Origin of the sequence: Chlamydia caviae GPIC, from assembly GCF_000007605.1 — a bacterium.
Classification (GTDB): Bacteria; Chlamydiota; Chlamydiia; order Chlamydiales; family Chlamydiaceae; genus Chlamydia; species Chlamydia caviae.
Window position 1 is genome coordinate 1 of record NC_003361.3, and the last position, 23,780, is coordinate 23,780.

Genomic DNA, 23,780 nt, shown 5'->3' on the forward strand with positions numbered 1-23,780 from the left:
TATATAAATACTCTATCTTTTTCTGAAGGTGTGGAAAGTGTTGAAGGATTGTAAAAATGAGCTCATTAGCCCTGCTTCGACGTCCTCGAAGGAATAGAAAAACCGCAGCTATCCGAGATTTGGTGGCTGAAACAGCTTTATTACCCCAAGATTTTATCTGCCCATTTTTCGTTAAGGAAGGGAAGAATATTTGCGAGGAAATAGAAAGTCTTCCGGGCGTCTATAGGTGGAGTATAGACCTTCTTTTAAAAGAGATTGAAAGGTTGTGTTCTTTAGGATTGAAAGCTGTGATTCTTTTTCCTGTGATTCCTTCAGATCTTAAGGATGCTTATGGTTCGTATTCTTCCAACCCTAAAAACATCCTTTGTAAGAGTATCTATGAGGTGAAAAAAGCTTTTCCTGATTTGTGTGTGATTAGTGATATTGCTTTAGATCCTTACACCACTCACGGTCATGATGGTATTATGGATCAGGGTGAAGTGTTAAATGATGAAAGTGTCCGTATATTTGGAAATATAGCGACATTGCATGCTGAGATGGGAGCTGATATTGTGGCTCCTAGTGATATGATGGATGGTAGAGTTGCTCATATTCGCGCAAAACTCGATCAATCCGGATGGACGAACACATTAATTCTTTCTTATAGTGTTAAGTATGCTTCTTCTCTCTATAATCCTTTTAGAGATGCTTTAGGATCACATTTACAATCCGGAGATAAACGAAATTATCAGATGAATCCAAAGAATGTTTTAGAAGCTTTGTTAGAATGTTCTTTAGATGAGCAGGAAGGCGCAGATATGCTGATGATAAAACCTGCAGGATTGTATCTCGATGTTTTACATCGAGTAAGAAATTCTACAACTTTGCCTTTAGCAGCATATCAAGTTAGTGGTGAATATGCCCTAATTGCAGCGGCTGATAAGATGGGATGGTTAAACAAGGAAGCGATGTTTTATGAATCTTTAATAGCCATAAAACGAGCAGGAGCTGATATGATTATTTCCTATGCAACTCCATTAATTTTAGAGATGCTAGTTTCTTCGAAATTCTAGGTTCTTCGAAGAACTTTATTCTTTATCTTCGTATTCTAGATTTAAAATACCTGTTTCTTTCGCATAATCTTTCAGAGCGTCTTTGATTATCGTTAACATTTCTGTTTTTGAAGGATCTATGAAGGTTGGAAGAGCAAAGTCTTCAGGACAAACCTCTAAAAATCCCAACATACAGGCTAATTCAAAATCTTTTGTAATGACAGCTTTGATTAGGGGGACCACGGGGATTTTTAGAGGCATAACCTTATCATAAATTTCTGTATCTATGATGGGTCGGGTTTCACCGTGGAGATTGGTATCTGGATCCATATAAGTGTGTTTTCTTTTTAAGAATCCAGAAAGGTAGGTTCTTGTATGGGTTGGTTTGTTAATTCCTAATCTTAAGAAATTGAAAGCTTGCCGTGTTTTAGGATTAGGGAGAACGGAAATCGTGGAATCTCTCATGCCAAGACAAGGAAGGCTTTCTCTATCGCAAAGTCTTCCTGTTAAAGGATCACCGGAGATTAAAGATACGTCTGAGGAGATATCTTGCAAAGGAAGTAAACTTTCAAAATTCGCACCTTTGGTGGTGATAACGTAACGTCTTAAAGATGATTTTAAACCTGATCCTGCAAGAGCGACAACTTGTTCATTTAGAATTCTTCCTTTTAAGAATAAGTGTCCTATGGTCAGGACTTCTTGGAAGGATAGCGTAAAGACTATGTCTTTTTCGTTGGTAATAGGTGCTATATAGTGAATATGTGTAGAGGGTGATCCTGAAGGATAAGGACCTGTAATCTTGTGCAAATGCGCTATAGATTTTAAATCTTTTTCAGGAAGAGCGAGTCTATCGGTAGAAACGATGTGAGGACATAAACCGAAAAGTTTCGCTACTGCACGAACACCCACGTTAAAAACGTAAAATCCTTCTTCTCGCGAAGAAAAGACAGCAAGTTGTTTTTCTGTAGAGGGAGTAAAGGGACGATTATCAGCAAGGTTGATAAAAACATCTCTAGGAGTTTGAGTTGGAAGCGCGGGAATATCAAAAGGACGTTGCTTAAATAAAGCAAAAAGCCCTTCTTTCTTAAAGATCTCTAACAGCTCTGCTCGTGATAATTTAGATAAGTCGTAAGAGTATTCTGTTAGATTTTGTCCCGGAGTTTTTTTGATCACAACGTCCAAAAGAGAACGTTTTTCTCCTCTACGTATTTCCTTTACGATTCCAGAAACTGGACTAGTGATAAAAACGCCTGGAAAGTTTTTGTACTCCGCGATAGGTGATCCGGAAGAGATAACATCATCCTGCTCCACCTTAAGCTTTAAAGCTAAGGCAGAATAAGGGCGCAGGTCTACAGAAACTAGAGCGGGATCTATTCTTTTTAAAAACCCAGACTCTTTGGGAGACCCTTGCAAAGATAGATCTAAACCCCGAGTAATCGCAATTTTCATACTTTGGGATTATAGGCGTTTTTATAAGGGAATCCAGTTTTTTTTCTTATTTTTTTTGGATGAAGTGGTTTTTGTTTTCTTATTGGAACTAGAGGTTTTTGTTTCTCCTCCTAAGTCCTTAGTAACTTCGTTAATTAGAGCTTCAGTCTCTTTTTTATACGCGTCACACGAAGAACGTATATTTTCTAAAGCTAACCATTCTTCTGGAGAAAAGTTATCAGGATTATTAGCAAACACTTCCATTTGTTCTCTAGTCATTCCTGTTTGTTGAAGGATGTCTTGAGAACGCTTATCCAATTCCTGGATTTTTTCTTGGGTTTTTTCCATCAAATATTCGTAATCTACTTCAGAGTCAGAAGATAAGGAAGAACCAAATGAAGGATCGAAGTCTATATTATAAAGAGTAAGTATTTGTTTTATAGAGTCTATTATTTTTTGTGCGGAATTACTATTCATTAATACACCATGGATTTTAATTTATTATAAAACAAAAATTATTATTTTGTGTTGTGATATTGCTCTTTTTTATAGTTAAGCGTATATTTCCCGTTAAAAACGGGAGACATCGTGGACTATCTAGAAAAGTTGCAAGTCTTAATAGACGAAGAGCAGCCTTCAAGTTTCTTTAATTTGTGGGAAGAATATTGTTTTAACGATGTGGTGCGAGGGGCAGAGCTAGTTCAAATCTTAGAAAAAGTAAAGCATTCATCTTTAGCGCCTTTGTTTGGTAAAATAGCTGACACAGTTCTCCCTTTATGGGAAATGATTCCTGATGGAAAAGAAAAAGATCGGGTTCTTCAATTAGTTTTGGATGTTCAAAATACTAATGCTAAACCGTTTTATGACGCTGCCATCGACTATGTGAATAGAAAATATGCAGGTCGAGAAAATTTTAATGAGGCGTTAAGGGTTGTTGGCCTGCGTGATGGTCGTGAATTTCAGTATAGTTTGAGTCGTTTTGATTTCCTAATGCATTTAAGCGAGGGGAATTTTGTTTTCCATTCTGGAGGGTGGGGTGTTGGAGAGGTTATGAGCGTATCCTTTCTTCAACAAAAGGTTCTCATAGAGTTTGAGGGAGTTATGATGGCTAAAGATATCTCCTTTGAAACCGCGTTTAAGAGTTTAATTCCTTTAGAGAAAGATCATTTTTTATCACGAAGATTTGGTGATCCCGATGGTTTCGAGTCTTATGCTAAGGAACATCCCTCAGAAGTTATAGAAATGCTTCTTAAAGATTTAGGTCCAAAAACTGCTAAAGAAATCAAAGATGAACTTGTAGATTTGGTTATTCCTGAAGCTGAATGGAATCGTTGGTGGCAAGCAACAAAGACTAAAATTAAAAAAAATATCTGCATAACAACCCCAAAGACGATTAAGGATTATTATAGATATAATCCCGGAGGGGACTCTTTAATAACTCAATTAGAAACACGCCTCTCTCAAATCGAAGATACTTCTGCGAAGCTTGTTGAAATTTATCAGTTTATTCGTGATTTGCACAGTGAATTAAAGAAACCTGAAAATCGAGAAATTGTAATCAAGGCTTTACAAACCCTTTCTGTTGAGGGGAACCAATCTTTAGAAATTCAAAGAGATTTACTACTTTCTGATTTTTTAGGTGAGAAATCGAGTGTTTTAGATAGTGAATTCTTATCCTCTCTTCCTGAAGAGGAGATAGTCTCTATAGTGAACAATATTTCTATAGTGGTTTTGCAAAAAGCATTTTTAATGTTGATCAAGAAACATTCTCCAGTTTGGGAGAATGTTTTTATGAAGATCTTTCTTTCAACCACATCGCCATCTCTTAGAGAGCTTACTTTTAAAGTGTTTAGAGGTGAGGACTCTTATCGTAAAAAAATCGAGAAAAAACTTCTTGAATGTGCTGAACATCCGATGATGTATCCTGAAGTTTTTACTTGGTTTTTCTTAAAACTAGGATCTCACGATGATGGTATTTTTAAACCGAATGATAAAAAGATCGAGAGGCTGTTTTTAGAGGCAGCGCTGGTCTTTATGTATCATGTTGCGTCAACACCACAGAAAGAATTAGGGAAAAAGATTTACACCTTTCTTGTAAGCCAGCGTTATTTAGCTGTTCGTAATATGATAGAGGGGGCGCCTCTGTCTTATTTAAAAGAGATATTACTGCTGTCCACCAAGTGTAGTCAGTTTTCTTCTAGTGATCTTAGTGTATTACAAAGCCTAGCTGAGGTTGTGCACCCTGATTTGAAGAAAAATACTGTTGTTGTAGAGGAAGATATTCTTTGGACAACTCCTGAAAGCTTTACCAAAATGAAAAACAAGCTTCAGTCTCTTAGCGGTAAGGAAATGGTTGATAATGCTAAAGAAATAGAGGATGCAAGAGTTTTAGGAGACCTTAGAGAAAATTCTGAGTATAAATTTGCTTTAGAAAAACGTGCGCGTTTACAAGAAGAAATTCGCGTGCTTTCTGAAGAGGTAAATCGCGCTAGAATATTGACTAAGGATATTGTTTTTACTGATAAGGTTGGTGTTGGTTGTAAGGTTTCTTTGGAAGATGAAAACGGAAATCTTATTACCTATTCCATTCTTGGTCCTTGGGACGCAGACCCTGATAACTATATTCTTTCTTTAAAATCCAAGCTGGCTCAAGAAATGCTTGATAAGAGCGTGGGAGCGGCTGTGCAATTTCAAGGAAAGAAATATAAGATAAGCCGAATACAATCTATTTGGGATGAATAATTGGGAAAAATGGAGCATAGCGGAATCGAACCGCTGACCTCAACAATGCCATTGTTGCGCTCTACCAATTGAGCTAATACCCCGAGTAGATAAAATTATCATGAGATAAGGTTTAGAATCAATCTTTGTTGTACGAAGGATTTTCTTAAGTATGAGTTTTTTCAATCAATTACCCACGTTCTCACCTGATTCTATTTTAGGTTTGCAAAAACTATTTTTAGAAGATGAGCGAGAGGAAAAGGTGAATCTTGTTATAGGTGTCTATGAAGATCCTAGCAAGGCATATGGTGGTTTTTCTAGCGTCCGTAAGGCGCAATTTCTTTTTTTAGAAGATGAGATGAATAAGGGGTATTTACCCATCAGTGGCTTATCTTCTTTTAATCAAGAAATGGAAAAGCTGGTTTTTGGTGATGTAAATTCTAGTTTTGTTGTTGGTGCTCAGGCGCTAGGGGGAACTGGAGCTTTGCATTTAGGGGCTAAGATTTTTTCTATGGCCTATACCTCAGGCAAAGTATACATTCCCGAGCAAACTTGGGGAAACCACGTAAGAATATTTGCTCAACAAGGTTTAGAGGTTCTTAAATACCCTTATTATAGCTCAGAAAGCAAAAGTTTGCTTTTTGATGAGATGCTTTCTGTATTGAAAGCCGCTCCAAAAAATTCTTTGGTGCTTTTGCAGTGTTGTTGTCATAATCCTACGGGAATGGATCTTAATGAAGATATGTGGACACGTCTTGCTGAAGTTATGAAAGAACATCAGCTTCTTCCATTTTTTGATACCGCTTATTTAGGTTTTGGGCGAGGCATCAAAGAAGATAGGCGTCCTATAGAGATTTTCATAGAAGTTGGTAATCCCGTATTTGTAGCAGCATGCGCAAGTAAAAATTTTTCTCTTTATGGAGAGAGGGTAGGCTACTTCGCAGTTCATAGCAAAATTACTGAGGATTTAGATAAGATTTCTAGCTGTCTCGAAGAGAAAGCCCGTGGAGAATATTCTTCACCTCCTAGACATGGAGCTAAAATTGTTTCAACGATTTTATCCGACGCTTCTTTGAAGAAAGAATGGTTGTCAGAATTAGATACGATTCGTAGTTCTTTAGGGAAAACTCGCGCAAGACTTGTTCAAGCTATGCGAAATCACGTCGGTCATTCGTTTGACTTTATCTTGTCTCAGAAGGGATTTTTTGGTTATCCCGGATTTTCTGTAGAACAGGTGCTCTTTTTAAGATCAGAGAAGGGTATCTATACGACGAGTGGAGCAAGATTTAACTTAAACGGAATTACTGATAAAAATATCGACCACGTCTCTCAGAGTTTTGCTGAGGCGTATCAGTTGTCTTAGTCTGTGTTTAGATAAGAGCATTTCTTCGTCTTATCATTTTCTTTAAAGAGAAAATTTTTACTATGAATATCAGCGCAGATATCCATCTGCGCCTGTTTTTGTTTTGTTTCGTATTAAAGTTTTAATCATGTTTTATTTTATCCGTTTGTATCATAAAACAAGGTGTTAAACACTGATCAATTACATAGAAATATATTTTAAATAGGTTGATAAGGCGTTTTTATTCCGTATTGCAACAAAGATAAGAAATATGTGTGCGATAAAAAAACCAGAAGGGCATCGTTCTGCGATTAAAATGGCAGGATCTGTTGCTTATCGTCGTCATAGAAAAAACAGGCTCTATGTCTATTTAGTGCTTGCTCTAAGTGTTATTTTGTGTTGGTCTTTACCAAGACCTTTTTATGAAAATATCCAGAAGCATTTTGTATCTTTGTATACGCGTGTTTTTTTCAAACGTAGTGGGGTTCCTTCTATAGATTATACGATTCAAGATGTCGAAAATATCATCTTAAAAGACCGCATTGCTATTTTAGAAGAGCGTTTACAGGCTTATGAGATTGCTAATTATACACCGCCTGTATTTTCTGAAATCTTATCACCATATTTTCGTAAGCTAATTACTAGTCGTGTTATTTACAGAGATCCTGCTCATTGGGGAAGCTCTTGTTGGATAAATGTAGGAAAAAACCAAAAAATACAAAAAAATTCTCCGGTGTTGTCGGGGAAGGTTCTTGTTGGTCTTGTAGATTATGTAGGAGAGCAACAATCACGAATACGTTTAATTACTGATGTAGGTATGCAACCTTCTGTGATAGCTGTTCGTGGGGGAATACAAGCTTGGTTAGTAAAAGATCAGATACAGGGTCTTACTAAACACCTTGAACGCCTTTCTGATTCCTATATTCTTGAAAAAGACAAATATGAAAAAGTTGATCAGTTAGAAGAGCTCAGCTCTTCTATACAGTGTAGTGATGATAACACTTTACTTTTACGAGGGACGTTGTCGGGGAGTGGCGGTCCTTTGTGGAAAGATGAAACTTTGGTTTTACATGGTGAGGGCTTTTGTTTCTCTGATGGAAAAGGTCTTCGGGTAGGAGATATTTTAATCACAACAGGATTAGATGGGGTGTTTCCCCCAGGGCTGTTTGTTGCTGAGATTACTAAAGTTTGTCAGCCTAGGGAAGGCGCGTGTTCTTATAAAATAGAAGCCAAGTCGTTGGCCGAAGACTTAACAAACCTCTCTTCCGTTTTAATTCTTCCTGCTATGGAGTTTAATCCTAATGATAGGCCGGACATTTTCGGGTTATTGTGGGATTAGATATTTTCTGATTTGGTAGGCATAGGAATCCATTTCCCTCAGGATCCATACCCCGGATAAAAATAAATCCCATTTCTACATCGCTAACAATGTCGAATTGCTGAAGAAATCGTTTTGCTGCGTGGGTATAAATAGCACCTTGATAATCAAGGTTTTGCTCTTTTATATAGTTGAGAAGATTTTCTTTAGAGTATTCTAAGCTTGTTTCTCCTAAGAATGATGTCTTCCAATCGATAATGTAGTACTTATCATTATACTCGAAAAATAGATCGATAACCCCTTGCCATAACTGTTCTTGATTGGAAAATAAGAAAGACTCTTCGCAGGCTATTTTACTTGGGCAGATATCCTGTAAGGAAAAAGATTCTGTGGCAAAAGATAGGGGAGAAGAGAATGTTGTTACAAGCTTTTGAGAAATGATTTCCTCATAGCCTTCTAAATGCGTATTTTTAACAAAATGCGTAACTATGGACACAATTTTAGAAAAAGAAATTTTAAAATTCGGAGAGATATTTTCTAGGATTTTATGAATGATAATCCCCGTTTTCCTTCCTCTAGGAAGAACAAAAGAAGCTACAGGTTCCGCAGGAACATTATCTAAAGAAACTTCATTATCAAATGCAAGCTTTACAGAAGAGAAAGAGAAGATTTGTTTAGCAGGAGCTATGGATAATGTAAAGGTCGACGGTGGAATAATTTTATAAACGGGATCGGTAGTTTCAGAACGAGTTTCTGTAATTGATAAAGAAAAAAGGCGGGGATGTTCTTTGGTTAGCTGTTGCGCTAAATCTAGAATAGATTCGTAAGAACCTACATGTTTTACATAGTTGGTTAGTGCAGAATTGCATCGTGAATTTGAAGAGTTTTGTATAGGGATAAACAGTTGTTTTTTTGCCCGTGTACAAGCGACATACATCTCCCGTATCCATTCTGATGCGCTTTTATTTTTCTTAGACTTATCTAACCCTGGGCAAAAAACAACATCATATTCTAATCCTTTAGATGCGTGAATCGTGGTGATTTTTAATATTTCCGTATCTTCAGAATACGAAGAGAAGGAGAGGCTCTCTTCCCAGCGTCCAGTTTCAGAAAAGTATTGTAGATAGAGTAATTGATGTTGGGGATGAGAAGAAACGGTATCTAAATAAGCACAAAGCCTTTCCATTTCTTGAAAAGAAAGATCTCCTTGTGGGGTTTTTAGCAACGCTTCTCCTTGAAGAGTCATAAAATGATAGAAAGTTGCTAAAAGCCCATAATCAAAGACATAACTGCGAAGTGAAAAGAAATAGGTCGAGTAGAGCTCTTTCTTTTCTATAGTATCGCTAAGATTATGTCTAAAAAGGCTACTTAATAATACCCTTTGTATTTTTTCATAATTTTCCGGATGGAGAATAGCTTCTAACCACGCTAAGGTTAACAAATAGGTTTCTGTAAGATGAAATATCGATTTGTTCTTAGAAAATGCTACAGGGATGCTGCAATGGGTAATGAGATCGAAAGCTTGAGCAGAATCCGACACTAAAATTGCCATGCGTCCTAGGGGAATATGGTAAGTAGCCTGTAAATAAGAAGCCGTATGGGAAATCCACGCAGCTTGATCAGAAATATCATCATAGGAAAAGAAATGAATAGGAGCGTGGTGAGAATTCTCAAAATGCTCACTACTTTGAGGACATAGGGGATGATATTCTATGGGTTCATAACTAGGAATTTGTAGAAAGGGTGAACATTTACAAAAGAGAATATTAACCGCTTCCATCAGTTGAGCAGTAGAGCGGTAGTTGTTTATGAGATGCAACTGTGAGGATTTTGGAAATGAGGATTTAGCTTTTAGATATGTCGCGAGATCGGCATTTCGCCACTCATAAATAGATTGTTTCGGATCACCTATTAAAAATAGGGATCCTGAAAAAGCATCATTGGCAAATAGCTTTGAAAAGATGTTCCATTGTTTCCGATCGGTATCCTGGAACTCATCAATTAATACTAACTGAAAGCGTTTTCTTAGAGTTTCTATGATTTCTTCAGACCTTGAAGATAACAAAATTTCTTCTAAAGCTAAGATACTCTCATCAGGGGATAACCATTGTGTGTAATGATTTTTTAAATACAGTTGTACATCTTGGAGTAAGGTATTGAAAATCAGCTCTATATTACAAAATTGTTCCGTATAGAGACTCCACAAAGTCTCTTCTATATGGCTAAAAGCTTTAGAGGGTTTGTAGCGTGTTAAGCGGTTTTTAGGATGGAAAGTTTCTGCAATTTTAGAAAAAGAAAATAACTGTACAGATGTTTCTGAAGCGTATAAACACTCTACAAAAAGCCGCAGATCTTCATCTATAGGGAAAGGTTGTTTTTTAAAACCATCTTTATGCTGAAGTATTTGCCTTAGGAAGTCTTCTTTTGGAATATCTTGTATTTTAGAGCGGATAGAGTTGTGCCATGAGCGAAGTGCGTCTAAAGTAGTGCTTGTTTGCGGCAAATGCTCAAAAGTTTGCAGCGTGTAACTAGAGAGTAGCTTATCGGTTAAAAAGGCTGTGTGTTTGGAGTTAGAATTATATTTAGCTGCAAGTAAATAAAATTGCTCAGGAAATAAAACAGAGCGCCAAAGATCTTGAGACAGATATTTTTTTATATGATGAAAAACAGCCTGTGAGTGCGTAAGAGCAGCATTTTTCTGCGTCATTTGCATTTTGGGAAAATGCTGCTGTAAAACGTAATTGCAAAAGCCATGAATGGTAAAGATCGCCATACGATCTATAGTCGCTAAAGCATTACGCACCTGCATGTAAAGCAGCTTTACATTAGACGTGTCCTTTAAGTAAGGAGGAAGAGATTTTGAGGGATCTTCAAGGACTGATTTTATCTGGCATAATGCCTGTTTAAGATTGTCTTGAATTCTGAGTTTCAATTCATTGGTTGCAGCGTTTGTAAATGTGACCGCAAGAATGTTTTCCACATGAGAAACGGAACCTTCTAAAAGGGCTCGTAGAACAATTTGTTCGATAGTAAATGTCTTTCCCGTGCCTGCAGAAGCTTCTAAGAAATATTTCCCACGAATAGATGTTTGAGGATTAAAAATATCAAACGGTTTCATGCACATCCTTAAACAAAGAAAGAAGTAACAAACGTTGCTCTTCACTTATCGTGAATTGATCTTGATAATCACGGTTATGAAATTTCCAGAAAAGCGATAGGGTGGGATTGTTAGCATCTGTTTCTATCGTAGCAGAAACCGCTTCATGAAACTTTTCAGGATTGTCTAGAAATTTCCAACATTCAGAAGAAATTAAAGGAATCGGATGCTCTTTCATCATTTGATATACCTGTAATACCTGATTTAGGTATTTTTCAGGACTAGAAAAAGGCAGAGAAAGATCCTCGAAGTTATCATGAGAGGTTATGTTTCTTATGATTGCATGTTTTGTAATAGCATTGGATTGTTGTAACATTGCTATAGCAATGTAAGCTTTCAAATAGTTCTGCATTTCAAAAGAGTTTTCTGGAACAGCTCTAGTTTTCTTAAGCGTTTTTCTTGTTTTAGCTAATGGATCAATAGAACATAAATATATGCCTTTAGAGAATACTCCAGAGAATCTTCCATGCAGAGACACCTCTTTACCGTTCATATTCAGGCAAACAGGAAGGAGAATCTTATCCTGATCGTTAAGGTAATCGTGGAATAACAGAGAAGAAAAAATTACCGTATAGGGTGAGGTAGAGGGGTATTGACGTGCCTTTTCTAGCCACTTTTCTATAAGTTCATCGTAAGCGGCGAACATAGCTTTAGAAGATGAAGATAGATAATTATTTGAAATATTCTCTGACGTGTTTGAAAGCTGTTTTTCCCAAAAAAGCAGAACCTGCTTTTTTGTTGGGAAAAGCTTTTCTCTAGTTTCTAATGTTGCAGGAGATCGTAGAGATACATGATAATTAGCTTTTAAAAAGAAATCTAAGGGAGAGGAGATTGCCTTAATAATTTGTGATACAGATACATGACAAGGAAGAGTCGGGGTGTTCTTAGAGGGTTGAAATAAAGAAGGCAGGGGCTCTTTTATAGAGCAAAATGCTCGTGCGAGTTTGTGATGATACTCTTGCGAAGTATGTACCAGGGTTTCCTTAGAAAATAAAGAAGGGGTATAGGCTTTAGAAGGAAAATGAGTGACAGATAGATTTAAAGCTTCCTGAAGATAATTCACATAGGCACAGGGTAAAGCAGGATTATGAGCAGAAGACTGATAGCTCACATGGAGTTCGTGCTTTGTAGAGACTATGGCCTGAAGGAAATGGAAGTTTTCTTCATCTTCAGAAGAAGAAAATACGAGTTCTTCTTGGGTTGTTGTATCTACAAGATCTAGAAAATCAACAGTCTGTGTGCGCTTGTTTGCTCCGAGAATAAATGTATAACCTTTGGGAAGAAGGCTTAAGTCTCCTAAGGAGCCTACGTAAGGACCAGGTTTATCATAAATAGGACTGTTGCCACAGAAACGGTCAAAGAAATCCAGACAGAAATCAGTAAAAAATACCAAAGAGCATTTTGAAGATGCGAACGTAGGGAAAAGAGCGTTTCTAAGAGAGGAGATCAAAGATAATTCTTCGGAAGAGAGGACGAAGATCGATTCTAAGGAAGATATACTCTGGGTAAAGTGTTGTTCATATGTTTGAACAGTACTTGTGGAGTAAGCATTTATAAAATTTTGTAAATCATAAAGCAAAGGAAGAATGCGCTCCCAAAGTTCTATTTGGCTTACCTTCCCACATTCCTCAACAAAAGGGTATTCGTTCAGAATATTATCACCCAAGTTTTGTACATGAGTGCTATCTCCTTTATAAAGTTTCTCCCACTCGCTAGAAAGCCTTTTTAAAAGGTGAGGAGTTTTACTTATCTCTATAGAATTTTGTAGCTGTGGGTGGATAAGCAATTGAAGCAGACGGTATAGATTGCCTTGTGTTTGTATGATAGATGATAAAAGTAAAAACTTTTCTTTTAACTCTTTGGCGTGTGTTGACGTGCTATTCGTAAAATATAGAGGTAGATGAGGTTGGAATACGGCTTTTAAATACACCTCATAGGTTTCCAATTGGGAAGATAGAATAAAGATTTCTTCAGGAGCCACGCCTTTATGTAATAGTGAAGAAATCTTTAAAAACACTTCGTGAACTTCCCGAGAAGGATTTAAAGCGTTGCTAATAGTTGCTGTTTGATCTTTATCTAAAGTGTTCTCTGTTGAATTGGGGCGTAGGTAAAATAAATTACTTTGTAAGACTCCTAAAGATGTTGATTCTTGAGGAGCTACGAAAGCTTCACAGTAGTCCACTTCCTTATCTAAGAAGAAATTTTGAGATGCTTGGGATTTATGAGAGAGATTGGCAAGCAAGGCTTGCCTATCAGCTAAAACATAATGTTCCCAAGCATCTCTTTTAGGTTGATCTGCAAGCTGACGCCATAGGAAATCAATAGATTTGTCAGAGAGTAAATCTCCGAAATATTCTCGACTTGGTGAAAAACAATAAAAGTATACAGGGAAAAAATTACTTAATTCCGTAAAAAAAGTTGCAAAATGCTTAGGCAAATGAGAATAGCCAAAGACATGCAAAGAACGATTTTGTTTTTCAGAATCTAAAGAACCGAGTATCGAAGAGAAGACCTTGTCTATAGGCATAAAATGTTTATCTAATTGAGAAAACAGGTCTTTATGATAGCGATTATTTTCAGAAGGGGATTGCGAGAATGTATAAAATTTTTTAAAAATAGCTGCCAAGCTTTTTGTTGAGCTGTAAGAGGGTTCTGAAGGAAGTTTGCTAAGCCTGCCATCAACGGGAGAATCGGTAATATTTAGCAGCTCGTGTATAAATAGAGGAAGTGTTATATAGTCAGGAATTAATGCTTTTTCATGACAAACTTCGGAGAATAAATGTTTGACAAGGGAGTCAGAAGAAGAGAAAATGGTCGACCCCATGAAAATGTGGTTACTCGTAGCATTAGTAAGTTCTCTACGCAGCCAGTGCCCTATTTCTGTATTGGCAACAAGAATCCATCTTTTAGTAAAGGGCTGTTGATAGGTAGAAAATAGATCTTCTGCAAGTTTAGCTAATAGATGCGTGGGAGAATTGCTAAAAAATGCCTGACTATGTTTGGTCGCGTTCATGGATATATCAATACAGAAAAAATCTTTTCGTGCTTTAGTAATAACGCATTTTCTTACGATATTAAATGATAATCTCTACAAGTTTCTTTTAGTATTTTTCCTTCTTGAAGGAAAAGGTTTAACAGAGAATGCGAAGATATTATCCTACGTAAGCTTGTTCTTTGCTTTACCGTTTCTATTACTAGCACCTTTAGCAGGAAGTTTATCAGATAGGTACCAGAAACGAAACATTATCTTAGTCACGCGTTTGATAGAAATTCTCTGCATGTCGTTAGGGCTATATTTCTTCTACATACAATCTGCCCTTGGAGGGTATGTAGTTTTGATCCTCATGGCAAGTCATACAGCCGTTTTTGGTCCTGCAAAAATGGGGATTCTCCCCGAGATGTTGCCTTTAGATTACTTATCTAAAGCCAACGGGATAATGACTGCCGCGACCTATACAGGGAGTATTTTAGGATCGTGTTTTGCCCCCCTGCTCGTCGATCTTACCAAAAGTCTCGCAATTAATTGTTATGTGCTTTCAACATCATTTTGTGTTGCCTCCTCAATTATCAGCACATTCGTTTCTTTAAGAATACGATCTAGTAATATTAAAAACCGTAGTCAAAAAATTACTTACGTAAGCTTTAAAGATCTTTGGGAGATCTTTAAAGATACGCGTTACGTACACTACTTAACTCTATCGATTTTCCTTGTTGCTCTCTTCCTATTGGTAGGGGCCTACACACAAGTAGAGATTATTCCTTTTGTAGAATTTACTTTGGGTTACCCTAAGCACTACGGAGGGTATTTATTCCCTCTTGTAGCTTTAGGGGTTGGGGTCGGATCCTATATTGCAGGATGGCTTTCAGGGAAAGATATTAAATTAGGTTACGTGCCTATCATGACTTTATGCTTGGGCATTACTTTTATGGGCCTTTACGCTTTCTCGTGCTCTTTAGCTGGAGTGATGTTCTTTCTTCTTCTTTTAGGATTTTTAGGCGGGGTATATCAAGTACCTTTGCATGCGTATATACAATACGCTAGCCCCGAACATAAGCGGGGACAAATTCTAGCTGTAAACAACTTTTTGGATTTTGTCGGTGTATTGATTGCGGCAGGAATTGTAAGGGCTTTAGGTTCAGGCTTAAGTTTGTCACCAGAGACAAGCTTCTTGTATATGGGTGTAATCATTTTCTGTATAGGCTTATGGATTTTATGGATTTGGAAAGAGCTGGTGTATCGTTTGGTGCTCAGCGCTGTATTACTAAGGCAGCTAGGAAGCTATCTTAGACTCCCTAAATCGATAGCTCCTGTTTGTTATATGATGCGGGCCTGCTCTTATCAAGAAGTGCGCCGTGTGTTAGCTATGCTACCAAAAACCATACGCAGCACTGTAGTCATACTAGATCAGAAATTGCAACCAGGCTGGACAACCAGGATAATTTCTTATTGCGTGCCTACAGTTATTTCGGATCTTGATGAAACCAGCGATCATAGCATGAAAGAAGCTTGGGCTGTTTTACAAGCTAAGCGTTTGCAAGTACTACTGAAAAAACAACCAGATTTATGCGTGATTTGCTTAGGAAAAGAAGAGAATGTTGAAATATTTTCTAAGGTGTTGCTAGAGCAGGGAATCGATATTAAGAGTATTTATCTTTCCTGCAAAAAAGTTTCTTACCGGAGAAAAATATATGATTTATCCCTGAGCCAAGCAGAAGAGGCTTAGCTCAAGGAAAAATTAGAAATTTTAATGAGAGCAGGAACAACAGCAACTAGAGGCTTTCTTTTCTACCTGTTCGCATTCTACTTGTTCACATAGATGCATACGGCGGAAAGGTTTATTCCCTCTAGATGGTGAAAAGGCGCGAATTCTTGGTGCTTGAGAGCACTCTTGAGAACAACATCCTTTTGTTGAATCAATACAGTCTTCACAACAGATAAATAAATTGTTGCAATCCGTATTGGCGCAGTTGTAATAAGTATCGCAGCCAACCCCACAATGAGAACATTGGGCAATAGGAGCTACATCAGTGTCTGTTTCATCAATAGGCACTGCTAAACGATCGTCAAATACAAATAACTTTCCTCGCCACTTACCCGTTCCCACAGCTTGACCATAAGCTATAACACCGCCATCAAGCTGATAAACTTCTTTAAAACCTTTTTCTAAAAGGAGAGAAGAGTACAGCTCACAGCGTATACCTCCGGTACAATACATCATCACAGGAGTCGTTGCTGGGTCGTGTTCCTTGGATAACCGCTCGGCATACTCAGGAAATTCACGGAAAGTTTGAATATCTGGGAGAACAGCATTTTCAAAATGTCCGATTTTCCATTCGTAATTATTCCTTACGTCCAGAACTAGACAGCGATTTTCTTTCAGCTTCTCATGCCATTCTTTTGGAGAAATATGTTTGCCTTGGGTGGTAAGATCTACGTCGCAACCAAGAGCTACAAGCTCTTTACGATACTTCACAGTCACACGAGGAAAAATATTTTCTTCAATATGATGAATTTTAAATTTTACATTTGAAAATCCAGGACGCTGTCTTAGCCAGTTCATGTAGTGTTCTGCGTCGGGTTGATAACCACTAAACTGGCCATTAATTCCCTGTTCAGATATGTAGATACGACAAGAAACATCCAAATCTTTAAATAGTTCCTTGTGCAACGCGATTTCTAGTTGAGGATTATCTACACGAGTCAAATAATAATAAGCTAAAGCGTAATAATTCTTTTTCATAAGAAATACCCTAGCATATTCTCGGAAATAATTCCATTGTAGAAAATTAGGATTGGAACTAAAATGCTCTTTGGTATTTTGTCAAGTAGATGAGTAGTCGTTTTTCTTTATTAGCGAAGAAAATCTTCCAGGTTATACCGAAAATAGTGCCGCTACCTTTGTCTAAAATGAAGAAGGGCAGGGAGGCGTGAATAATTTCTAAGGACTAAATAAAGGACTAAAATACATGGCTCGATATTGTGGCCCTAAAAATAGAATAGCAAGGCGTTTTGGAGCGAATATTTTTGGAAGAAGCCGAAACCCTCTGCTCAAAAAGCCCCATCCTCCAGGTCAGCACGGTATGCAGAGAAAGAAAAAGTCTGACTACGGCCTTCAGCTTGAGGAAAAGCAAAAATTAAAAGCTTGCTACGGCATGATTTTAGAGAAACAGCTTGTCAAGGCTTTCAAAGAAGTTATTAATAAGCAGGGCAGCGTCACCAAGATGTTCTTAGAAAGATTTGAATGTCGTCTGGACAACATGGTTTACCGCATGGGATTTGCTAAGACTATTTTTGCAGCGCAGCAATTGGTTTCTCACGGTCACGTATTAGTTAATGGGAAAAAAGTAGATAGAAGATCCTTTTTCCTACGTCCTGGCATGCAGGTTTCTTTAAAAGAGAAATCTAGAAAATTACAGTCAGTTCAAGAGTCTTTGGAAAATAGAGACGAAGGTTCTTTGCCATCCTACATTTCTGTAGATAAGGGCAATTTTAAAGGAGAGCTGTTGGTATCTCCAGAACAGGATCAAATAGAGGCTCAGCTTCCTCTGCCTGTTGATGTTTCTGTTGTATGTGAGTTCTTATCTCACAGAACATAAAAATCTTTTTCTTCCAAAAGAGAGGCGCCAACTAAGCCTAGTTGGCGCTTTTAATTTCTTCGCTCTATTTTTGAAAACTCTGTAATTGACGAATTTCCTTAGCCCATAAGTCTGGACCTCCAGGAGTTTCTAGATATTTGGGGATCATTCGCGTGTCTTCGTTAGTCATAAGAAATTTGAAACTTTCGATGCCAATATCTCCTTCCCCTAAAGGCGCGTGGCGATCCTTATGTTGCCCTAGAGGAAACATAGAGTCGTTAAGATGAAAAGCTCTTAAATATGACAATCCTATGACATCATCAAAATTTTTGAGCACCCGCTTCCAGGACTCTGGAGAAGTAATATCGTAGCCAGCAGCAAAGATATGACAAGTATCTATGCAAACTCCTACGGGGATTTTGTGGTTGAGATTGTCTATTAGATAACTAAGTTCTTCGAAATTACTGCCAACAAGAGTGCCTTGACCCGCTGTAGTTTCAAAAAGGACAACGAGAGGAGGGGAGTTTTCAAATAAGGGCTCCATTAAAGAAAAACTTGAAATAATTCTATCTAAGCAGGTTTCTTTAGTGTCGTTGACAGCGGCTCCAGGATGGAAATTAACAAAATTTATTCCTAAAGATATGCAATCCTGGATCTCTTGCTGTATACAAATACGACTTTTTTCTAAGATTTCTGGATTGGGGGAGCCAGGATTAATTAAGTAGCCGGCATGGCTCATAATATAGGATAAAGAGGTCTCTTTAAGAGCGGTTTTAAAAGAATTTATTAGAGAATCAGTGAGGGGGCGTCTACGCCACTGTCTCTGATTCGCAGTAAACATTTGAATAGTAGAAGCCCCAATTTCTTGGCCTTCATAAATGGCGTTGTGAAGACCCCCAGCGGTCGATGTATGGGCACCTAATAAAGGAACTTGGGGAGGCGGAAATACCTGCATTTTAATGCTCCAAAAATCTCTATCTGCTATTGATAAATCAAGTATTAAGGGAGTAAGACATTTTAATGAATAGAAAAGACGGCCAGGGATCAGTAGCCAGCTCACTTTTTAATTTATTGTCAGGAACCTTTTTTAGTCGTGTGACAGGAATGTTACGCGAAATTGTTATGGCAGCCTATTTTGGAGCCGATTCTTTAGTAGCGGCTTTTTGGTTAGCTTTCAGGACGATTTTCTTTTTAAGAAAAATCCTTGGAGGGCCTATTTTAGGCCTGGCTTTCATTCCTCACTTTGAATTTTTAAGAGCGCAAGATACAAGCCGCGCGGCATTTTTCTTTAAAAGTTTTTCTAGATTTTTCTGTCTTAATGCCTGTGCATTCACGTTAATTATCGAAATATGCCTAGGCATATGGCTGCATTATGCCCAGGGGAATACAGCAAATGCCTTGCAGCTAACCATGATTCTCCTGCCATCAGGCATATTTCTTATGATGTATACTGTGAACTCCGCCCTGCTACATTGTGAGAAAAGATTTCTTAGTGTGGGTTTAGCTCCTGCTGTTGTCAATGTGCTGTGGATTCTTACCGTATTTCTCGCAAGACATAGTGATCCACGACAACGGATCATTGGATTGTCAGTGATTCTTGTCATAGGGTTTATTTTAGAATGGTTTGTTACCGTTCCTGGGGTAAGGAAATTTTTAGGTTCAGCAACAACCCCACCTAAGGAGCGTGATAGCATAAAAGCTTTGATAGCCCCGCTATCTTTAGGATTGCTCTCCATGGGGGTTTTCCAGATAAATCTTCTGGCCGATATGTGCTTGGCGCGCTACATACATGAAGTTGGTCCATTATACTTAATGTATTCCATACGCATTCAACAATTGCCTGTACACCTGTTTGGTCTCGGAGTCTTTACCGTTCTTTTACCTTCTATTTCTCGATGCATTCAGCAAGATGATAATGACGAAGGTTACAAGCTTATGAAATTCGCTTTGAATCTTACTGTTTCTGTAATGGTAATTATGACCGCAGGATTGCTACTTCTAGCTCTTCCTGGGGTACGTGTACTTTATGAGCACGGTTTATTCCCAACAAGCGCTGTACATGCTATTGTAGAGGTTTTACGCGGCTATAGCGGGAGCATCATCCCTATGGCGCTTATTCCTTTGATTTCTGTGCTTTTTTACGCACAACGGCACTACACCATACCTTTAGTCATAGGCATCATAGCCGCTATCGCCAATATGATCCTCAATGTTGTGTTTGGTTGCTGGTTGATAAAACACGTTTCGGGATTAGCCTACGCCACTTCTCTTGTTTCTTGGTTACAACTCTATTTTCTTTGGCAATATGCATCAAAAAAACATCCCGCATATTCTGGATTAATGTGGATAACATTTAAGCGTTCTATCAAGGTTGTGGGAGTTACCTGTTTAGCCTTTGCAGTTACTCTAGGGGTTAATATTCTAACACATACTACATATGTGATTTTCCTTAATCCTATGACGCCGTTAGCGTGGTCTCTAGCGTCTTTTGTAGCGCAAAGCGCCGCTTTTTTCTCAGAAAGCGTCATTTTCTTGGCTTTTTTGTTTGGTTTTGCAAAACTGCTTCGGGTAGAAGATCTTGTAAACTTAACATCTTTTCAATATTGGAAAGGACGCCAAAGCTCTTTGCATAGTTCATCAGTTATGCAAGATAGTCAGAATTAGCGAGTTGTTTCCTCCTTTCTCATTTGCAATTGTTTCGTTAGGGTTGTCTAAATAACCGTCCTTCTCGATCTTCTTATATTGAATAATTAAATCGACGCTAAGGAAACTATGAAAAAATATATTTATCAGTGGCTAGTATGCATGTCCCTATCGACAGCGATGTTTCAAGGGCTTGCAGATGCTCCTTCTGGAAAGCAGAGAATAAGCGATTCTCAAACATTTATGAACTTAGATGATATGAAGGCGTATCTAGATTCTCGTGGCTTCGTAGAAACGAGAAAACGCGGAGGAGTTTTAAAATTAGCGGGTGATGTACGTGTGAAGTGGATCCATGCTAGAGAAGACATAAAAACACCACCAGCCCAGCCAGATAAATATAAGCCGTTACCAGTAAACCGTTACCGCAGTGAATTCAATCTTTATGTAGATTATAACGCGGATAAAACCTGGTTGACATCAGAAATGAGTTGGGCGGCAATTGCTGGAGGTGAATCCTCAGCTGCTGGTATGGATATTGACAGAGCGTTCTTAGGATATCGTTTCTATGAAGATTCAGAAACGCATACGGATATCTTTGCAGAAATTGGCCGTTCTTCTTTAGGCAGTATTTTTGAATCAGAAGTACAGTTTAATAGTAACTTTGATGGTATTCATCTTTATGCAACGCGCCGTCTCTCTGAGGCTTTCCCTTATAATGTAATCATTCATGGTGGTCCTTTCGTAGTAAATATGGCGAAAAAACATTATGCATGGGTTGTTGAAGGTATTCTTAACAGATTACCAGGGAACTTCTCTGTAAAATGTAGTGTTGTTGATTGGAATTCCTTCTCTCCTACAGAGGTTCCTGCAAATCCTGCTACTGCTAATTTGAAGTATAAGTATTGTGTATGGCAATGGTTAGTTAGTAAGCACTCTCAAGTACCTTGGTTTTATGGAAAGAAAAAACCTTTGTATGTCTACGGTGCTTATTTGATGAATACCTTAGCAAAAGCAACAACAACAACCTTAAATGAAAAGCAAAACAAAGCTTGGTTCATTGGAGGAACTTTAGGTAGACTACGAAAAGCTGGAGATTGGTCAGCAACAGTACGTTACGAATACGTAGAAGCTTTAGCTGTTCCTGAAATTGATGTTTCTGGTATTGGCCGTGGAAATCAACTTAAGTACTGGTTCGCTCAAGCGATTGCTGAGAATTACGATCCTAAAGAAGCTAATGGATTTACGAACTATAAAGGCGCTTCTTGTCTCCTTATGTATGGAATCACAGACACCTTATCTTTCAGAGCTTACGGAGCTTACTCCAGACCTGCAGATGATCGCTTAGGTAGTGATTTTACTTACAGGAAGTTCGATCTCGGGTTAATTTCCGCATTTTAATCGGATTTTAATAAAATCTTTAAAAAGAGCTCACATCTAATTAAAAAGATGTGAGCTTTTTTTTTATGTTTTATAATTAAGAAAAGATTTTATTAGTTTTTTTTATTATTATGGTTAATCCTGTCGGCCCTATAGATGAATCAAAAAACATTGCTCCTGCAGACTTATCTACTTTAGGTATGCAGGCGAGCGCAGCAAATCGTAGCTCAGAAGCTCAATCGATAACCGGAATTGCAGGCAAGTCCGGGTCATCGCAGCCTTCTGTGGAAACTGTAGGACGATTGAGCTTTTTGAGCTCTGCTCGGAAAAGTTTAGCAAGTCTTTTCGATAAGATTTCCTCGTTCTTTTCAGGGAAAACGACTCCTCAAACTTTTGATGAAGCTAAGACGCAAGCAGAGAGTGCGAAAACTGCGCTGCAGAGTGCGACTACTTATGATCAGTTCAAGACCGCTTTACAGCAGCTGCAAGATGCTGTGAAACAGATGGAGCAATTAGCTACTACTGATGCAGAAAAAGCTACAGTTGCTACATGGAAAACGGCTCTTGAGGCGCAGAAGAGTACGCTGGATACACTTAACCAGTTGGGTGCTATTCTTACAGAGAACCAGAAGCTTCTTGAGGCAATAAAGACGACCTCGTCTATGGATCAGATTATGGGAGCTGCCGGACAAGTAGAAACCAATAAAACAACTGCTGAGGAGTTAATTAAACAGTTGAAGGAAGCTGGGGTTAGCTATCCTGTGATAGATGACCTTGAGAAGCAAATTACAACCTCAGGAACTCAGGTTACTGAATTAGCAGATGCTATATCGGAAGCTTATGCTGCGGGGAAAAACAGTACCGCGGCTGTGGGGCAAGCACAGGCAAATAACAGCCCCGCAAATATAGAAGCTTCCAAACAAACTATTGCAAATGCACAAAAAGTCATAGAAGACGCTCTTAAACTTGCTCCAGATTCTCCGATACTCAAAGCTGCTTTGAAAGAACAACAACAGGCAGCAAAAGATATCCTCAATGTGAAACCTAGTGGTGGTAGTGATGTGCCTATCGGTGGTCCTGGAGCTCCTGGTAGTGTGGGGACTTCTCAAAATCGCGGTGCTACCTTAGGGGAAGTTCGCGTATCGATGTTATTGACTGATGTTGATAATGAAACCGCAGCGATCATTATGCAAGGTTTCAGAAATATGATCGATAACTTCCATGATCAAAACTCTGATTTTACAGCGCCTTTAGAAGAGATTATGAATCAAGTAACCGACTTATCAACGCAGATCAATCCTGCAGATGCGGAAGCTACAGCACAACTACAAGAAATACAACAAACCATACAAGATGCCCTTCAAGGGACTGCCGGTCAAGACGGCATGATCAATGCTTTAGGAGCTATAACAACAGCAGCTTCAATTTCTACAGGAGCTCCTATCGCTTCTGCAAATCAAGGTGGATCAGCTGTAAAGCAGCTTTACAAAACAGGATCTACTGCTGCGAGTTCTAAATCTTACGCGGATTCCTTATCTGCAGGGTATGGGGCATATCAATCTTTAAATGATGTGTACTCACGTAGTAGTGCATCTAACCGTGAGGTTTTAGATCGTACATCGACTCCAGCATTAACGCAGACAGTTTCTAGAACAGAAACTCGGCCTCGTGATAATGATAACGCAGCTCAGCGTTTTGCAAGAACTATAGCTGCTAATAGTAATACTCTTGGGGATGTTTATGCATCCGTAGGTGTATTGCAAACATTGCTAGGTGTATTACAAAATAATCCCCAAGCGAATGAAGAAGAAATCAAACAGAAGCTCACTTCTGAGGTTACGAAAGCTCCGCAGTCAGGTTATCCTCATGTACAGCTTTCTAACGACTCTACGAAGAAGTTCATTGCTCAACTCGAGAATGAATTTGTTCAGGGATCGAAAAGACTTGCCGAAGCAAAAGAAGCTGCGTTTGAGAAACAGCCTTTGTTCATCCAGCAGGTATTAGTGAACGTAGCATCTCTGTTCTCGGGATACCTACAGTAAAATTAAGAATTTTCTAGGATTTACTGTCAAAAAAAAGCCCGCTTTGCATTTTCAAGGCGGGCTTTTCTATGGTTCAATTTAGAATACAAATAGGGCTTAACTTGATATCTAAATACTGGAATTTAAGTGAAAATTGGATGGAATA

15 protein-coding genes and 1 tRNA gene are annotated in these 23,780 nt (G+C 38.3%); 9 read left to right on the plus strand and 7 right to left on the minus strand.

Annotation, left to right across the window (positions count from 1 at the left end; translation table 11 throughout):
• Nucleotides 1-56 precede the first annotated feature (56 nt).
• Nucleotides 57-1,052 (plus strand): porphobilinogen synthase, encoded by a 996-nt coding sequence (gene hemB, locus CCA_RS00005; protein ID WP_011005975.1) that lies wholly within the window; start codon nucleotides 57-59, stop codon nucleotides 1,050-1,052.
• Nucleotides 1,053-1,067: 15 nt separating this feature from the next.
• Here hemB and CCA_RS00010 read toward each other — a convergent pair whose 3' ends face one another.
• The gene (locus tag CCA_RS00010; protein WP_011005976.1) at nucleotides 1,068-2,480 is read right to left on the minus strand and encodes a Na(+)-translocating NADH-quinone reductase subunit A; all 1,413 of its coding nucleotides are present in this window, start codon (nucleotides 2,478-2,480) and stop codon (nucleotides 1,068-1,070) included.
• 21 nt (nucleotides 2,481-2,501) lie between these two features.
• Nucleotides 2,502-2,936 carry a hypothetical protein gene (locus tag CCA_RS00015; protein WP_011005977.1) on the minus strand — a complete coding sequence of 145 codons (435 nt, stop codon included), beginning with the start codon at nucleotides 2,934-2,936 and terminating at the stop codon, nucleotides 2,502-2,504.
• Between the two features lie 111 nt (nucleotides 2,937-3,047).
• On the opposite strand from CCA_RS00015, the gene CCA_RS00020 reads away from it, so the two are divergent.
• Nucleotides 3,048-5,201: a GreA/GreB family elongation factor gene (locus CCA_RS00020; protein WP_011005978.1), complete on the plus strand. Its 2,154-nt coding sequence runs from the start codon at nucleotides 3,048-3,050 to the stop codon at nucleotides 5,199-5,201.
• 10 nt (nucleotides 5,202-5,211) lie between these two features.
• Here CCA_RS00020 and CCA_RS00025 read toward each other — a convergent pair.
• Nucleotides 5,212-5,284, minus strand: a tRNA-Ala gene (locus CCA_RS00025).
• A 68-nt stretch (nucleotides 5,285-5,352) separates the two neighbouring features.
• On the opposite strand from CCA_RS00025, the gene CCA_RS00030 reads away from it, so the two are divergent.
• Together CCA_RS00030 and CCA_RS00035 are read left to right on the plus strand one after the other, a co-directional pair.
• The gene (locus CCA_RS00030) at nucleotides 5,353-6,543 is read left to right on the plus strand and encodes an amino acid aminotransferase (RefSeq protein ID WP_011005979.1); all 1,191 of its coding nucleotides are present in this window, start codon (nucleotides 5,353-5,355) and stop codon (nucleotides 6,541-6,543) included.
• 250 nt (nucleotides 6,544-6,793) lie between these two features.
• The gene (locus tag CCA_RS00035; RefSeq protein ID WP_041462184.1) at nucleotides 6,794-7,861 is read left to right on the plus strand and encodes a rod shape-determining protein MreC; all 1,068 of its coding nucleotides are present in this window, start codon (nucleotides 6,794-6,796) and stop codon (nucleotides 7,859-7,861) included.
• On the opposite strand, the gene recB is transcribed toward CCA_RS00035, so the two are convergent.
• Nucleotides 7,821-10,958: an exodeoxyribonuclease V subunit beta gene (gene recB / locus CCA_RS00040; protein WP_011005981.1), complete on the minus strand. Its 3,138-nt coding sequence runs from the start codon at nucleotides 10,956-10,958 to the stop codon at nucleotides 7,821-7,823. The two genes, CCA_RS00035 and recB, sit on opposite strands and share 41 nt — an antisense overlap.
• Nucleotides 10,945-14,010, minus strand: coding sequence for an exodeoxyribonuclease V subunit gamma (locus CCA_RS00045; RefSeq protein ID WP_011005982.1), 3,066 nt, complete (start codon nucleotides 14,008-14,010; stop codon nucleotides 10,945-10,947). Before CCA_RS00045 ends, recB begins: the two co-directional genes overlap by 14 nt.
• Here CCA_RS00045 and CCA_RS00050 point away from each other — a divergent pair.
• Complete coding sequence (locus CCA_RS00050) at nucleotides 14,009-15,721, plus strand: MFS transporter (protein WP_011005983.1); 1,713 nt, start codon at nucleotides 14,009-14,011, stop codon at nucleotides 15,719-15,721. The two genes, CCA_RS00045 and CCA_RS00050, sit on opposite strands and share 2 nt — an antisense overlap.
• A 21-nt stretch (nucleotides 15,722-15,742) precedes the next feature.
• Here CCA_RS00050 and CCA_RS00055 read toward each other — a convergent pair whose 3' ends face one another.
• The gene (locus CCA_RS00055; RefSeq protein WP_011005984.1) at nucleotides 15,743-16,738 is read right to left on the minus strand and encodes a rhodanese-related sulfurtransferase; all 996 of its coding nucleotides are present in this window, start codon (nucleotides 16,736-16,738) and stop codon (nucleotides 15,743-15,745) included.
• Between the two features lie 226 nt (nucleotides 16,739-16,964).
• Here CCA_RS00055 and rpsD point away from each other — a divergent pair, with 226 nt between their 5' ends.
• Nucleotides 16,965-17,594 (plus strand): 30S ribosomal protein S4, encoded by a 630-nt coding sequence (gene rpsD / locus CCA_RS00060; protein WP_011005985.1) that lies wholly within the window; start codon nucleotides 16,965-16,967, stop codon nucleotides 17,592-17,594.
• A gap of 64 nt (nucleotides 17,595-17,658) precedes the next feature.
• Here rpsD and CCA_RS00065 read toward each other — a convergent pair whose 3' ends face one another.
• Nucleotides 17,659-18,528, minus strand: a complete 870-nt coding sequence (locus tag CCA_RS00065; RefSeq protein WP_011005986.1) for a deoxyribonuclease IV — start codon at nucleotides 18,526-18,528, stop codon at nucleotides 17,659-17,661.
• Between the two features lie 65 nt (nucleotides 18,529-18,593).
• On the opposite strand from CCA_RS00065, the gene CCA_RS00070 reads away from it, so the two are divergent.
• The 3 genes from CCA_RS00070 (at nucleotide 18,594) to CCA_RS00080 (ending at nucleotide 23,635) form a co-directional block, all read left to right on the plus strand.
• Nucleotides 18,594-20,237: a lipid II flippase MurJ gene (locus CCA_RS00070; RefSeq protein WP_011005987.1), complete on the plus strand. Its 1,644-nt coding sequence runs from the start codon at nucleotides 18,594-18,596 to the stop codon at nucleotides 20,235-20,237.
• Nucleotides 20,238-20,345: 108 nt separating this feature from the next.
• Nucleotides 20,346-21,614: a hypothetical protein gene (locus CCA_RS00075; protein ID WP_011005988.1), complete on the plus strand. Its 1,269-nt coding sequence runs from the start codon at nucleotides 20,346-20,348 to the stop codon at nucleotides 21,612-21,614.
• A 110-nt stretch (nucleotides 21,615-21,724) separates the two neighbouring features.
• Complete coding sequence (locus CCA_RS00080) at nucleotides 21,725-23,635, plus strand: hypothetical protein (protein ID WP_011005989.1); 1,911 nt, start codon at nucleotides 21,725-21,727, stop codon at nucleotides 23,633-23,635.
• Nucleotides 23,636-23,780 lie beyond the last annotated feature (145 nt).